This is a genomic window from Mycobacterium sp. SM1 (assembly GCF_018361265.1).
GTDB lineage: Bacteria > Actinomycetota > Actinomycetes > Mycobacteriales > Mycobacteriaceae > Mycobacterium.
In genome coordinates this window covers 1,237,320-1,251,708 of the sequence record NZ_JAFLNH010000001.1, presented here as the reverse complement: position 1 = coordinate 1,251,708, position 14,389 = coordinate 1,237,320, and the positions used below count along the sequence as shown (strand labels likewise).

Genomic DNA, 14,389 nt, shown 5'->3' with positions numbered 1-14,389 from the left:
GCTTAGTCAGGTGATGACCGTGCCAGCATGGCCCGCGGCGGCGCCGCGGGTTTCGAGCCGCGCACGAGTCACAAGGCCGCGCCCGCGAACAACGCGGACCAGGTGGGCCAGGACGTAGCAGCCGAACGCGAAAGCGGTGACGAAGAAACCGATCGGCCAGTTCGTTTGGTATGCAGCGGCGATCGACGCCCACACGGTCGCCAGGGCGATGGCCACGGACACCGCCATGGCTCGCAGTGGCTCGCTGGTAAGACAGCGTGCGGTGGCCGGCGGCCCGACCGACAGGCTGACCATCAGCAGCGCCCCGGTGACCGGGACGGCCGCGGTGGTGGCCAGCGCGACGACCACGAGGAACGCCATGTCCATCCGGTGGCCGCGTACCCCGCGCGCCGCGGCGATCTCGGGGACAAGGGAGCTGAGCAGGAGCGGGCGGTACAGCACGGCGACCGCGACCAGACACACACCGCCGAGCACCGCGGTGATACCGATCTCGCTGCCGCTGACCCCGAGCACTTCCCCGAAGAGCAGGGAGTAAATCTCCAGGGAGTACTCGGAGCTCCAGCTGAGGAAGAGCGACCCGAGGCCGAGCATCAGCACCAGGGCCAGGGCGATCACCACGTCGTGGCGCCCACGCCGGCCAAGCATGCCGATGGCGAGCGCGGCGCCCAGCGCGAACACCCCCAGCCCCCAGATGGTGCTCAGGCCGAGCAGGCTCGCCCCGGCGGCTCCCGCGAAGGCGGCCTCCGGCACCGCGTGAGCGGCGAACGCCGAGCCGCGCAAAACAATGAAAAAGCCGACCACCGGGGCGACAAGCGCCACGATCGTCGCGACCTGCCACGCGTTGAGCAGGTAGTCGGCGAACACGTCAGCCCCGCCCGGTGGCCGCCAGCCGCGCGGCCGCCGGTTCGCCGGTGTTCGTGGCGCGGCTACATGCTCCGGGGATGCGGCTGGCGAGTTGGGCGAGCAGGTACAGCGCGAAGACCACGGCCACCACGAAAAAGCTCACCGGCCACCCTTTTCCGGTCGGCGGCCAGGTGAAACTGTCGTAGGCAAGGACGATCCCCAGCCACGTCGACGCCACCCCGACCGCCGCGGCCGCCGCCATCGCCATCGCGGGTCTCCTGGTCAGGCGCAGCGCGGTCGCCGCCGGGCCGATCAGCAGCGCGGTGCTCAGGATCGTGCCCACCGCCACCGAGGACAGCGCCGCCGCCAGGGCCAGCAGCATGAGGAAGGCCTGCCCGAGCGGCCGCACCGCGATCCCCCGGGCAACCGCCAGCTCGGCGCTGATAGTGCTGAGCAAAAGCGGCCGGTAGAGCAGGGCGAGCAGCAGCAGGCAGATCAGCCCGAGCACGATCATGGCCGGCGCGGTGACGCCATTGAGCGCGAACAGCGACCCGAACAGGATGGTCATGGTCACGCCGGTCGTGGTGTCGGCCATGGTGATGAGGTAGAGGAACAACGCCGACACGCCCAGCGCGGTGCTCAACACCAGGCCGGTGGCCACGTCGCGACCGCTTCGCCGCTGCGTGCCCGCCATCTCCATGACCCCCGCGACGAGGAACCCGGAGCCCAGGAAGCCCCACAGCGGGCCGATGTTGAGCAGGAAGGCGCCGGAGCCACCGAGGGTGCCCAGGGCTCCGAGCGCGTGCCCCGCGAACGACTGCCCGCGCAGCACGGTGATCACCCCCACCGCGCCGGAGACAACCGGCACGACGGCACCGACGAGAAGCGCCTGCCGCACGGGCTGGCTGTGGAAGAAGCCGGGCGCGAAGACGGCCTGCAGCACGGCTGTCATCACACCGTCACCGCGTGCTCGATATCGATGTCGCGGTGGCGGGTCGGCTCGGTTACCGGGACCGGGGGATTAGCCTCGGCGCTGACATGCGAGCCGGAGACGACCAGAACCCGTCCATCGACCCGCAGGACGTTAACCGGGTGTCCGTACAGCCTGCTCAGCACCTCGCTGCGCACCACCTCCTCGCACGGTCCGCTGGCCACGCGCCCACCGGCCACATACACGACCCGGTCCATGACCGGCAGCAGCGGGTTCATGTCATGTGCGGAGAGCAGGACGGCGATGCGCTGCTCGGCGGCGATCCGGGCCAGGAGGTCCACGATCTCCTGGGCGCTGTGGATGTCGAGGTTCGCCAGCGGCTCATCCGCAAGTAACAGCCGGGGACGGCCGATCAGCGCGTGCGCGATGAGCACCCGCTGCTGCTCGCCGCCGGAGAGCGTGCCCACCCGGGAGTCGGCGAAGCGCGTGGCGTCCACGGCCTCCAGCATCTCGTCGGTGAGCCGTCGGCGCTGCCGGGACGGGACCCGGAAGCCCAGGCGCTCCCCATCCAACCCCAGGGCGACCAGGTCACGGGCGCGCACCGGGGCGTCGGGATCGATAAGCAGCTTTTGGGGGACATAGCCGACCGAGCGGTGACGCCGGGTCAGCGGACGGCCCTGGACGAGGACGCGTCCGCGGGAAGGGGTCTGCAGCCCCATGATGACCCGCAGAATGGTGGTCTTGCCGGCGCCATTGGATCCGATCAGGCCGGTGAACTCCCCCGGGGCGAGGGAAAATCGCACCTCGTCGAGGATCTGTCGCCCGCCCAGCGACACGCTGACCCCCTCGACAGCCAGGACGCTGGGCCCGTTACCGGGTTCGCGGCTCGTCTCGTCGGCGGCGCTCATGACCGGCCCATCACAGGGAAGGCGCGGACTGGTGGTGGCCGATGGCGTTGCGCAGCGCGGAGACCTCGGCGGTCATCCAGGTCTGGTAGTCGTATCCGGCGGGCATGGTCTCATAGACGCCGACAATCGGGATGCCGCTCTGCGTGGCGAGTTGCTCCAGCGACCGGGTCAGCGAGTCAGTGACCTGGTGGTTGTAGACGAACGCCTGCACTTTATGCTCGGTGAACAGGCTTTTCTCGATAGCCACATCCTGCGGGGAGGGGTCGGTGCCGTTCATGATGTCGGCCTGGAACGCCCACGGGGTCAGGTTCTTGATTCCCGCGGCTTGCAGGAGGTAGTCGGCCACCGGCTCGGTCGTCGCGACGGCCGCGCCCGGGTAGGCGGCCTTCAGCTGGGCGATCGCCCGGGTCCAGGGCGTCAGCGAGTCGTCGAATGCGGTGACGTTGTGCTCGAAGTACGCCCGGTGTGCCGGGTCGATGGCGGAGAGGTCGTGTGCGATCGCCTTCGCCACCGCGGGCATGGTCGCTGGCCGGTACCACAGGTGTGGGTTGGGCGTGGAGTCGGGCAGGCCCAGCAGCTTCTGAACATCGATCACCTGGCGGTTGGCACCACCGGAATCCCGCTCGATCTTCGTCATGAAGTCGTCGTAGCCGAGGCCGTTCTGCACGATGAGCCGGGCCGCGCTCACCGTCTGCGCGACCTTGGGGTCCGCCTCGAAGGTGTGTGGATCGGTGTTGGGGTTGCTCATGATCGCCGTCACCGACACGTATTGGCCACCGATCTGGCTGATCACGTTGGCGTACTCGTTTTCTGCCCCCACCGCGGCAATCTTCGCCCCCGGCGCCTGGTTATTCTGCGTCCCCGCAGGGCCGGAGCACCCGGAAACGAGTAGCGCCGTCGCGGCTAGGGCCGCCCAGACGGCCGCGCAGCAACCACGCGACCCGACAGTTGCGATCATCGCGGCACCACCCCGTTCTTGCCTTTTGTTGTCTTGCCTTTTGTTGCTAGGAGTGATCGCGTCGCCTACTGGCGACGTCTCGCAACCGCCGGCCGAGCCCCCGGGGAGGCAAAGCCTGGTTTGCCGGCCTGAGCCGATGTCACGCGGGAACGATAACCATTTGCGGTGAACGGCGATGGACTCGCCCATTAACTTTGAGTGCGCGCCGTGGAGCGCGTAACTTTGGGCGCGGGCCCGGTCGCACAGAGCGGGCCGCGGTCCGGCCGGGAAGCATCCGGCCCCGTCGGCGTCGGCACCGGCCGGAGTCGTTTGCCGCAGCGGTGCGGCGATTAGCCTTGGCTCTGACGTCTGGTCTACGGTGTGGTGGACTCGACAGTCGAGGCGGGCCTTCGAGGCTGTGCAGGAGGTAGCAGTGATAAGCGGATCGCACCGCCGCGCACGGTGGCGGTCGTGGTGGGTATTTGGTCTAACGGCTGTGCTGGGACTGGGTCTGCTTGCGGCACCGGCCTACGCATCGCCGTCGACGCTATCGCTGGACTTGTTCCCCGAGGCACCAGAGGCACCAGAGGCACCCCCGCTCGACCCCGCGGCGATGGTGGCGCAGGTAGGCCCGGCCCTGGTCAACATCGACACCAAAATGGGCTATCAAAGTGCGGTGGGAGCCGGGACCGGCATCGTGCTCAACCCCGACGGCCAGGTCCTCACCAATAACCACGTGATCGAGGGAGCCACGAGCATCACGGCCACCGACATCGGCAACGGCCAGACCTACGACGTTGACGTCATCGGCTATGACCGCAACCAAGATGTGGCGCTGCTGCAGTTGCGCGGGGCCGGCGGACTGCCCACCGCCAACCTGGGTGACTCGTCTACGGTCGCGGTCGGGGATCCGATCGTTGCGATGGGAAACGCCGAAGGCGCCAACGGAACACCGAGCGCGGTCCCCGGCACCGTGGTCGCGCTGAACCAGACCATCTCGGCGGCCGACTCGCTGACCGGTAGTTCGGAAACGCTGAGCGGCATGATCCAGGCCAACGCCCCGATACGGCCCGGCGACTCCGGCGGGCCCATGGTCAACAGCGGTGGGCAGGTCATCGGCATGAACACCGCCGCCTCCGGCAACTTCAAGTTTTTCTCACACGGCGGGCAGGGCTTCGCGATCCCGATCAACCGCGCTCGAGCCATTGCCGGGCAGATCCAGTCCGGCAACGCGTCGGGCACGGTGCACATCGGTCCCACCGCCTTCCTGGGGGTCGGCGTCAGCAGCCAGGGCGGCAACGGCGCAAAGGTCGTGCGGGTGCTGCCGGATGCACCCGCCGCGCAGGTCGGCATCACCGCGGACGACGTGATCACCTCGGTGGACGGCCAGCCTGTTGACTCGGCCACCGCGCTGACCAACATTCTCGACCGGCATCACCCCGGCGACACCGTCTCACTGGGTTGGCACGGCCCGCTGACCGGCGAGCACACCGCGAACGTGACGCTGGCGGCGGGCCCACCCGGCTGACACCGTCCGACGGCACCCAATTCGTTTGGCACCACTCGTAATTGGGCGCGCGGTCTCAGGTAGTCGTGGCATCGTGGACGTGATGGACCACGCAGAGGACAGCGCCGCACACGATCCGGCGGAAGGCAGCCACGTCGAAGGCGGCGTGGTCGAACATCCCAGCGCCGACGACTTTGCCGATGCTGCGGCTTTGCCCGCCGACCCATCGTGGTTCAAACGCGCGGTTTTCTACGAGGTGCTGGTGCGCGCGTTCTATGACGCCAACGCGGACGGCTCCGGCGACCTGCGCGGACTCATCGACCGCCTCGACTACCTGAAGTGGCTCGGCATCGACTGCATCTGGCTGCCGCCGTTCTACGACTCCCCGCTGCGGGACGGCGGCTATGACATCCGCGACTTCTACAAGGTGTTGCCAGAATTCGGCACCGTCGACGATTTTGTCGCGCTGGTCGACGCCGCTCACCGGCGGGGCATCCGGGTCATCACCGATCTGGTGATGAACCACACCTCCGACACCCATCCGTGGTTTCAGGAGTCCCGCCGCGACCCCGATGGGCCGTACGGGGACTACTACGTGTGGAGCGACACCAGCGACAAGTACGCCGACGCACGGGTCATCTTCGTCGACACCGAAGAGTCGAACTGGACGTTCGATCCGGTTCGCCGCCAGTTCTACTGGCACCGGTTCTTTTCGCACCAACCGGATTTGAACTATGACAATCCGGCCGTGCAAGAGGCGATGCTTGACGTCATCCGCTTTTGGCTCGACCTGGGCATCGACGGGTTCCGGCTGGATGCCGTCCCCTATCTTTTCGAGCGCGAGGGCACCAACTGCGAGAACCTTCCCGAGACGCATGCGTTTCTTAAACGGGTACGCAAAGTAGTGGACGACGAGTTCCCGGGCCGGGTGCTGCTCGCCGAGGCCAACCAGTGGCCCTCCGATGTGGTCGAGTACTTCGGTGACCCCGACACCGGCGGCGACGAATGCCACATGGCGTTTCATTTTCCGTTGATGCCACGTATTTTCATGGCGGTCCGCCGCGAGTCACGGTTCCCGATCTCCGAAATCATGGCGCAGACTCCGCCGATCCCCGAGATGGCCCAATGGGGCATTTTCCTGCGCAACCACGACGAGTTGACGCTGGAGATGGTCACCGACGAAGAACGCGACTATATGTACTCCGAGTACGCCAAGGACCCCCGCATGAAGGCGAATGTCGGCATTCGCCGCCGGCTGGCCCCGCTGCTGGAAAACGACCGGAACCAGATTCAGCTGTTCACCGCGCTGCTGCTTTCCCTGCCCGGTTCACCGGTCCTTTACTATGGGGACGAAATCGGCATGGGTGATGTCATCTGGCTGGGCGACCGGGACGGGGTGCGCACTCCGATGCAATGGACGCCGGATCGCAACGCCGGCTTTTCCAGCGCTAACCCCGGGAGGCTGTACGTGCCGCCCAGCCAGGATCCGGTGTACGGCTACCAGGCCGTGAACGTCGAGGCGCAGCGCGACACCTCGACATCGCTGCTCAACTGGACCCGCACCATGCTGGCGGTGCGCCGCCGCCATGACGCGTTCGCCGTCGGGTCGTTTCGTGAACTAGGTGGATCCAACCCGTCGGTACTGGCGTATGTGCGCGAAACCGAGGGTGACACCGTGCTATGCGTCAACAATCTGTCCCGCTTTCCGCAACCCATCGAGCTGAACCTGCAGCACTGGAGCGGGTACACCCCCGTGGAGTTGACCGGGCAGGTGGAGTTCCCCCGCATTGGGCACCTGCCGTATTTGCTGACACTGCCGGGACACGGGTTCTACTGGTTCCAGTTGATCGCCGCCGAGGAGACACAATGAGCTCGCCAGCCAATTTGCCGTGGTCGGAATGGTTACCACGGCAACGGTGGTATGCCGGACGAAGTCGGGAGCTATCCAGCGTCCAGCCCGCTCTGATCGTCGCCCTTCGTGAGGATCTTGACCTGGTGTTGCTCGACGTCGCCTACACCGACGGTTCGGCGGAGCGCTACCAGGTGATCGTCAGCTGGAGTTCCGGGCCCATCGCGGAGTACACCGCGATCGCCACGATCGGAGCGGACCGGGACCGCACCGCGCACGACGCGCTGTACGAGCCGGCCGCGGCTCAGTACCTGCTGTCGTTGATGGACTCGTCGGCGGTGCGTGGTGAGGTGACATTCACCAAAGAGCCGGATCTCGTGCTGCCCTTGGACACAGCGTCGTGGGTGGCCGAGGCCGAGCAGACCAATACCAGCGTGATCTTCGAGCAAGAGGCCATTCTCAAGGTGTACCGCCGTGTCACCGGCGGTATTAATCCCGACATCGAACTAAACCGGGTGCTTGCCCGGGCCGGCAACCCGCATGTGGCGCGCCTGCTCGGCACCTACGAGGCGCTCTTGCCCGGTGATGCCGGGGCTATCCCATACGCGTTGGGCATGCTGACCACATACGCGGCAAACGCGGCGGAAGGGTGGGCGATGGCCACCGCGAGCGTGCGGGACTTATTCGCCGAGGGCGATCTGTACGCCCACGAGGTGGGCGGTGATTTCGCCGCGGAGTCCTATCGGCTCGGCGAAGCCGTCGCCTCGGTGCACGCCACCCTGGCCGATCGCCTGGGCACCTCAGAGGCCGCCTTCCCGATCGACACCATGCTGGGCCGGCTGTTTTCAACGGCGGCGGCGGTGCCGCAGCTAGCGCAGTACGTCGCCACCATCGAGCAGCGATTCCAAAAACTCGCCGATGAGACGATCACCGTGCAGCGTGTGCACGGGGATCTGCACCTAGGACAGGTGCTGCGCACCCCGGAGACCTGGCTGCTGATCGACTTCGAGGGTGAGCCGGGTCAGCCGCTGAACGAGCGGCGTGCGCCGGATTCGCCGCTACGCGACGTCGCCGGGGTGCTGCGGTCCTACGACTACGCGGCCTACGGGCCGCTGGTAGACCAGATCTCCGACAAGCAGCGGGCCGCGCGCGCCAGGGAATGGGTGGAGCGCAACAGCGCTGCGTTCTGCGACGGCTATGCGGCCGGCTCGGGAGTCGATCCGCGCGATTCGTCGTTGCTGCTGGCGGCCTACGAGCTGGACAAGGCGGTCTATGAGACGGGCTATGAGTCGCGGCATCGACCCGGGTGGCTGCCGGTGCCCCTGCGGGCGATCGGCCGGCTGTGCGGTGATCAATAGGCCTGCGGTGGCCTTCGGTGCGAATCGGCAGTCGGCAGCAGCGTCTTCAGGCGCTGCTGCCGACTGCCGGGAGCTTCGCCTTAGGCGGGGTTAGGGGTGCCGTTGAGGACCCGTTGGATGTCGGGCTTCATCGCAACCAGCTGTTCGTTCCAGTAGGGCCAGGAATGCGTCCCGTTGGCCGGGAAGTTGAACACGCCGTTGCGCCCGCCGGCGGCGAGATAGTTGTCCCTGAAGCTTTCGTTTGTGCGCAGGGTGAAGCTCTCCAGGAACTTCGCCGGCATATTGTCGCCACCGAGGTCGTTGGGGGCGCCGTTGCCGCAGTAGACCCAGATGCGGGTGTTGTTGGCGACCAGCCGGGGAATCTGGACCATGGGGTCGTTGCGCTTCCAGGCCGGATCACTTGTCGGACCCCACATGCTGTTGGCGTTGTAGCCGCCGGAATCGTTCATCGCCAGGCCGATCAACGTCGGCCACCATCCTTCAGAGGGGTTCAAGAACCCCGACAGCGACGCGGCGTACGGGAACTGCTGCGGGTAGTAGGCAGCCAGGATCAGCGCGGGACCGCCCGACATCGACAGGCCTACCACGGCATTGCCGGTCGGTGAGACCCCCTTGTTGGCTTGCAGCCAGGGCGGCAGCTCCCTGGTAAGGAACGTCTCCCATTTGTAGGTGTAGTTCTGGCCGTTACCCTGCGAGGGCTGGTACCAATCGGTGTAGAAGCTGGACTGCCCGCCGACGGGCATGATCACCGACAGGCCCGACTTGTAGTACTCCTCGAACGCCGGTGTGTTGATGTCCCAGCCGTTGTAGTCGTCCTGGGCGCGCAGGCCGTCGAGCAGATAAACGCCGTGCGGCCCGCCGCCCTGGAACTGCACCTTGATGTTGCGGCCCATCGATGGCGAGGGCACCTGCAGGTACTCGACCGGCAGACCGGGCTTTGAGAATGCGCCCGCGGTCGCCGAAGCGCCGATGGCCCCCAGCAAGCCGGGCAGCAGGGCAGCCCCCATGGCCGCGATAATCAGCCGGCGCGCCAGACCGGCCCCGGTACCGCGCAACCTTGCAACGAACTTCATAGCTCCTACCCATCCCAACTGTCATCGGCCGCACGATGCGGTCGACTGTGGTTCTTCGGCAGTCAAACACAGCGCCGCGGCCTCTCCGGGTTGTCACCGCCGCAGCCATGGATCGCGGTTGGCTAACGATTGGGAGACGCTGCGGACTCAAGCGCAGCCGACAAGCCGCGCAGCCGTCGCGCCTAGCGAAGAAGCCGGTTCACGGTGACCAGCAGCGCATCCTCGCGCCCGGACCGATGCGTGGCACCCGATGCCGCCGCACGGTGGCGGCACTCCCGCGTGCGCGCCAACGGGCCCGGGACGATCCCTTGGCCCGCGGGTCTGTGGCCGGTTAGATTCAATTGCCTTCAATTGCCCGGCTCCTTCACGGGCGTTGTGGCGCGCGTGGTTGCCGCGTGTGAAGCAGAGGAGAAGCCCATGCGTACCTTCGAGTCAGCCGCAGACCTCGCCGCGGCCAAGGGCCAGAGCATCGGACAGAGCGACTGGGTGACCATCACCCAGGAGGACGTCAACCTGTTCGCCGAGGTGACCGGGGATCACCAGTGGATCCATGTGGACCCGCTCAGAGCGGCCACGGGGCCGTTCGGGCGGACTATCGCGCATGGTTTTTTGACGCTGTCGCTACTACCGCGGTTTTGGCAGGAGATGTACACGGTCAACGGCATCAAGCTTGCCATCAACTACGGGCTGAACAAGGTCCGTTTCCCGGCACCGGTGCCGGTTGGCGCCAAGGTGCGCGCCCAGAGCTCACTGGTCGACGTCGAGGACCTTGGCAACGGCGCGGTACAGGCGACGCTGTCGACCACCGTGGAGGTCGAGGACTCCAGCAAGCCGGCGTGCGTCGCCGAGAGCATCGTGCGCTACGTATTTTGAGGTGTTCTGAGCCACCCGCCGGCGTTCTCGCTCGTATCAGCCCGTTGACCAGCCACGGCCGTGTCCGGCCGGTGGTGCTCGTGGTGCGAACGTCGCTAACCTGGCCGGGTGGCCATCCAGGCACGACCGGCGCGGAAAGCCGATATCCGCGGCCTGTCACAGGTTTTAGGAAGGGCGTTCTACGACGATCCCGTCGCGGCATGGATGATGCCCGACGCGCGATCGCGCACGGTGCGTCTGGCACGGTTGTTCGCGACGCTGACGCGGCACCACCATCTTGCCGGCGGTGGCGCGGAGGTCGCCTGCGACGGCTCGCGTATCGGCGCTGCGGCACTGTGGGATCCGCCCAACCGGTGGCGGCAGTCTCCGCGCGCGCAGCTGGTGATGTTGCCGGCGCTCATCGCCGCGTTCGGGTTTCGGTTGGCGGTGGCGCGCGGCACGATGGAAGTGCTCGAGCGCCAACACCCCGAAGAACCGCACTGGTATCTGGCGATCATCGGAAGCGACACGACGGTTCGCGGCCGGGGATTCGGGCAAGCCCTGATGCGTTCCCGGCTCGACCGTTGCGACGCCGAGCACTGTCCGGCCTATCTGGAGTCGAGCAAACCCGAGAACGTTCCGTACTACGAGCGTTTCGGCTTCACCGTCGTCGGGGAGATCATGCTGCCCGGCGGCGGCCCGCCGCTATGGCCGATGTGGCGGGCGCCGCGCTGACGGGCGCATTCTCGCAGGGATACCGCCGCGGCTAACACGATCGAGACGTTCGACGCTCGGGTAGCCACCGGGAACCCGGCCGGTGTCCGACGAGCGGGGTCGACCTCAAGGATCGGCTATTTTCGATGACCCAGGGCGAGCGGCACCGCGGTCGGTGGCGTCCGGGATGTGCCGATGACCGCGTAACATGCATGGGTTCACTGGCTTTCGAAGATGACTGTCGCCAGCCTTAAGCATCGAGGCGGTCGTCTTGGCACGGTCGTCGCCCATGCCGACGAGCAAGTCGACGGTCATCGGCCCGAGGATCTGGGTCAGTCCGTGGCCCTCGTGCCCGAAAAACCCGGCGATTTCCAGCATCACCGCTCCATGGATGAGACTCCACAGCCGGCCGGCGACCGCCAGCTCACCGTCATCGCGGATGCGGCCCGCGGTGATCATGCGGCGCACCACGGCCAGCAGCGCCTCGAAAGAGGCCGCCCGGGCAGAGCCGTCGGCGACGCTGCCGCTGACCGTGAGATCGGTGCGCCTTCGGGCAATCGTCTCCGGTGAGGAGATACCGAAAATCAGCTGATAACGCTGCGGGTTGGCCAGCGCGAAGCGGCGATAGGAGGCGCCCATGGCGAAAAAGTCCGCCACCGGATCGTCGGTCCGCGGGATCTCCGTGAGGGCTTGCGCAAACCGGGCGAACACCTCGCCGGCGATCGCATCGAGCAGACCGGTCATTCCGCCGAAATGGGTGTAGACCGCCATCGTGGAGGCGCCGATCTCCGCGGCCACCTTACGCGCCTGCAGCGCTTGCGGGCCGTCTCGCTCCAGAAGGCGAATTCCCGCCTCAATCAGCCGCTCGCGTGGGCTCGCGCTCATGCTTGCCATCCTGCCATAACCGTGTTATACCTGAAGATCGGCATAACGCCGTTATAGGAGGCCCGTCATGACGAACACCTACCTGCAGGGCCCGTTCGCCCCGATAACCGCGGAATACACGCTCACCGACCTTCCGGTAAGCGGGAAGATCCCCGAGTACCTGAACGGGCGGTATCTGCGTAATGGGCCCAACCCGATCGGGGAGGTCGATCCCGAGCTCTACCACTGGTTTGTGGGCGACGGCATGGTGCATGGCATCCGCTTGCGTGACGGCAAGGCGCAGTGGTACCGCAACCGCTGGGTGCGCGCCCCCCGGGCGGCCCGGGCGTTGGGGGAACGGCCACCGGCCAGGCATTTCGGCCCGGCGGATATCGGCGCCAACACCAACGTCATCGGCCACGCGGGCAAGACCCTCGCGCTGATTGAAGGCGGCATCGCAAACTATGAGCTCACCGACGAGCTGGACACCGTCGGCGTCTGCGATTTCGACGGCACGCTGACCGGTGGGTACACCGCCCACCCCAAACGCGACCCCGACACCGGCGAGCTGCACGCGGTGTCCTACAGCATGAACCGCGGCAACACGGTGCAGTACTCGGTGATCGGAGTCGACGGCCGGGCGCGGCGCGCTGTTGACGTGCGGGTGACCGGCAGCCCGATGATGCACGACTTCTCGCTGACGGAGCGCCACGTCGTGTTCTACGACCTGCCGGTGACCTTCGACGCCAAACAAGCCGCGGCGATGAGTGTGCCCCGCGGGCTGCGGCTGCCCGCGCGCCTGGTGCTTTCGGCGTTGATCGGCCGGGTTCGCATCCCGGACCCGATCGCCGCGCGCCAAGCCGTTCGAAACGCCTCCGACCGGCGCTTCCCCTACTCCTGGAATCCGAAATACCCGGCCCGCATCGGGGTCATGCCCCGCGACGGCGGTAACGCCGATGTTCGCTGGTTCGACGTTCAGCCGTGTTACGTCTTTCACCCGATGAACGCCTACGACGACGGCGACACCATCGTTTTAGATGTGGTGCGACACCCGAAGATGTTCGACACCGACCGCCTCGGGCCCAATGAGGGCCCGCCGACGCTGGAGCGCTGGACCGTTGATCTAACCGGCGGGAAGGTGCGGGAATCGCGCTTCGATGATCGCGGACAGGAGTTCCCCCGCGTCGATGAGCGCCTGCTGGGCAAACGGTACCGCTACGGGTATGCGCCCACGTTCGGGGTGGATGCGTTAGACGGCGATGCGCTGCTCAAGCATGACTTCCTCCGCGGCACCACCCAGTCGCGTTCGTTTGGCTCAGGAAAGATGTTGGGCGAGTTCGTGTTTTATCCCTCGTCGGCTGATGCGGCAGAGGACGACGGGGTGCTCATGGGCTACATCTACGACCGGTCAACCGATCGCAGCGAGCTGGGCATCCTCGACGCCCAAACCCTGCAGAGCATCGCCAGCGTCGCGTTGCCGCATCGGGTACCCGCCGGCTTCCACGGCAACTGGGTACCGGATGCCAACTGAACGCAACTAAACGGCAAGGGCGGCTGGGGCCTCCGCTCACCCGTGAACAGCGGTTGCGGCCGCGTCACCCGGCCCACTGCACACAGTGCCGTCCCGATCACTGCGCATGTCAAGGGCCGGCACGGCCCACACGCGGGGCCGTCTGCCGCGCTGCTCGCCGAGCGCGCGTCGAGGCGGGGCGGGCACCGTCAGCCCGACCACGCAGTGACCGGGCGCCGGCGGCGCTCGCCATCGACGATGACGTCCACGCGCTCATCGAAAAAGGCGATGCGGTCCCGCACCGGCTCGGCGTCATGCAGCGGCTCGGGATACGACCAGGCCAGATCGGCCGGGCCGCCGGGCACCGAATAGTAGCTTGCCCGGCCCTTGTATGCGCAGTAGGTGACGGTGTCGCTGGGCTCGAGCTCGACGGCAACGTCGGCCCGCGGCAGATAGAACCGCACCGGCAGCAAGGTCTCCAGCAACAGCATCGGTCGCGACGACTCGGCCAGCAGCCGGCCATCCAACTCGATTCGGACGTGTCGACTGCTGGCGAGGACGTCGATCCGGGTGAACGGGTCATGCGGGTGCGCGACGACGGGCTCGTCTTCTTCGCGCCAGTCGAACGCGCCGAAATCGAGCACCACATAGCCGGCCAGGTCGGGGTCGTGCGGGCGGAACGCCGCCGCCGGGCGCCTGGCCCCGGCGGCGGTGACGTCGAGCACTTCGCCCGCGCAACCATGCGCGGCCACCACGGCCGTCGGGTCCCGCGGCGGCCGGGCGCCGGGCTCCGCGGCTGTGCTGGCGGGTTGCAGCTGCGCCAGCACAGCCGATTCGGGTACCGCGTACGTCGGGACCACGCGGCGCGGTTCCCAGACCAGCCGGCCGGCATCGGTATCGGCGATCAGCTCGCCGGCGAGGTAAGCGCGAAGCCGCTTTTCGGTGGGTTCATAGCGCAGGCAATCCCGTGCACCGCCGAGCAGATCGGCCATCCTGATGCCCATGTGCTTTATTGTGGCGGCCTTATCGTGAGGGCTTGCCGA

General features: G+C 67.1%; 13 protein-coding genes. 6 read left to right on the top strand and 7 right to left on the bottom strand.

Annotation, left to right across the window (positions count from 1 at the left end; translation table 11 throughout):
• Nucleotides 1-6: 6 nt before the first annotated feature.
• From MSM1_RS05890 to MSM1_RS05875, 4 genes are read right to left on the bottom strand one after another with little or no spacing between them, the layout of a single operon-like run.
• A complete protein-coding gene (locus tag MSM1_RS05890; protein WP_213440611.1) occupies nt 7-864 on the bottom strand; it encodes a metal ABC transporter permease in 858 nt (285 codons plus the stop codon).
• Between the two features lies 1 nt (nt 865).
• Nucleotides 866-1,795: a metal ABC transporter permease gene (locus MSM1_RS05885; protein WP_213440610.1), complete on the bottom strand. Its 930-nt coding sequence runs from the start codon at nt 1,793-1,795 to the stop codon at nt 866-868.
• Nucleotides 1,795-2,682 carry a metal ABC transporter ATP-binding protein gene (locus MSM1_RS05880; RefSeq protein WP_213440609.1) on the bottom strand — a complete coding sequence of 296 codons (888 nt, stop codon included), beginning with the start codon at nt 2,680-2,682 and terminating at the stop codon, nt 1,795-1,797. The genes MSM1_RS05885 and MSM1_RS05880 overlap by 1 nt, the downstream gene beginning before the upstream one ends.
• Nucleotides 2,683-2,692: 10 nt before the next feature.
• Nucleotides 2,693-3,502 carry a metal ABC transporter solute-binding protein, Zn/Mn family gene (locus tag MSM1_RS05875; protein WP_307857292.1) on the bottom strand — a complete coding sequence of 270 codons (810 nt, stop codon included), beginning with the start codon at nt 3,500-3,502 and terminating at the stop codon, nt 2,693-2,695.
• Between the two features lie 553 nt (nt 3,503-4,055).
• Between MSM1_RS05875 and MSM1_RS05870 the strand changes: the two genes are divergently transcribed.
• The 3 genes from MSM1_RS05870 (at nt 4,056) to MSM1_RS05860 (ending at nt 8,333) form a co-directional block, all read left to right on the top strand.
• Nucleotides 4,056-5,147, top strand: a complete 1,092-nt coding sequence (locus MSM1_RS05870) for a S1C family serine protease (protein ID WP_213441492.1) — start codon at nt 4,056-4,058, stop codon at nt 5,145-5,147.
• 82 nt (nt 5,148-5,229) lie between these two features.
• Complete coding sequence (gene treS, locus MSM1_RS05865) at nt 5,230-6,996, top strand: maltose alpha-D-glucosyltransferase (RefSeq protein ID WP_213440607.1); 1,767 nt, start codon at nt 5,230-5,232, stop codon at nt 6,994-6,996.
• Nucleotides 6,993-8,333: a maltokinase gene (locus tag MSM1_RS05860; RefSeq protein ID WP_213440606.1), complete on the top strand. Its 1,341-nt coding sequence runs from the start codon at nt 6,993-6,995 to the stop codon at nt 8,331-8,333. Before treS ends, MSM1_RS05860 begins: the two co-directional genes overlap by 4 nt.
• A gap of 80 nt (nt 8,334-8,413) precedes the next feature.
• Here the strand turns inward: MSM1_RS05860 and ag85C are convergent, their stop codons facing one another.
• A complete protein-coding gene (gene ag85C / locus MSM1_RS05855) occupies nt 8,414-9,406 on the bottom strand; it encodes a diacylglycerol acyltransferase/mycolyltransferase Ag85C (protein ID WP_213440605.1) in 993 nt (330 codons plus the stop codon).
• 417 nt (nt 9,407-9,823) lie between these two features.
• Here ag85C and MSM1_RS05850 point away from each other — a divergent pair, with 417 nt between their 5' ends.
• Complete coding sequence (locus MSM1_RS05850; RefSeq protein WP_213440604.1) at nt 9,824-10,279, top strand: MaoC family dehydratase; 456 nt, start codon at nt 9,824-9,826, stop codon at nt 10,277-10,279.
• Nucleotides 10,280-10,387: 108 nt separating this feature from the next.
• On the top strand, nt 10,388-10,993 hold the full coding sequence (locus MSM1_RS05845; RefSeq protein WP_213440603.1) for a GNAT family N-acetyltransferase: 606 nt from the start codon (nt 10,388-10,390) through the stop codon (nt 10,991-10,993).
• A 105-nt stretch (nt 10,994-11,098) separates the two neighbouring features.
• On the opposite strand, the gene MSM1_RS05840 is transcribed toward MSM1_RS05845, so the two are convergent.
• Nucleotides 11,099-11,857 (bottom strand): TetR/AcrR family transcriptional regulator, encoded by a 759-nt coding sequence (locus MSM1_RS05840; RefSeq protein WP_213440602.1) that lies wholly within the window; start codon nt 11,855-11,857, stop codon nt 11,099-11,101.
• A 67-nt stretch (nt 11,858-11,924) separates the two neighbouring features.
• Between MSM1_RS05840 and MSM1_RS05835 the strand changes: the two genes are divergently transcribed.
• Nucleotides 11,925-13,367, top strand: a complete 1,443-nt coding sequence (locus tag MSM1_RS05835; protein ID WP_213440601.1) for a carotenoid oxygenase family protein — start codon at nt 11,925-11,927, stop codon at nt 13,365-13,367.
• A 188-nt stretch (nt 13,368-13,555) separates the two neighbouring features.
• Here the strand turns inward: MSM1_RS05835 and MSM1_RS05830 are convergent, their stop codons facing one another.
• Nucleotides 13,556-14,350 (bottom strand): DUF427 domain-containing protein, encoded by a 795-nt coding sequence (locus tag MSM1_RS05830; RefSeq protein WP_213440600.1) that lies wholly within the window; start codon nt 14,348-14,350, stop codon nt 13,556-13,558.
• Nucleotides 14,351-14,389: the final 39 nt, after the last annotated feature.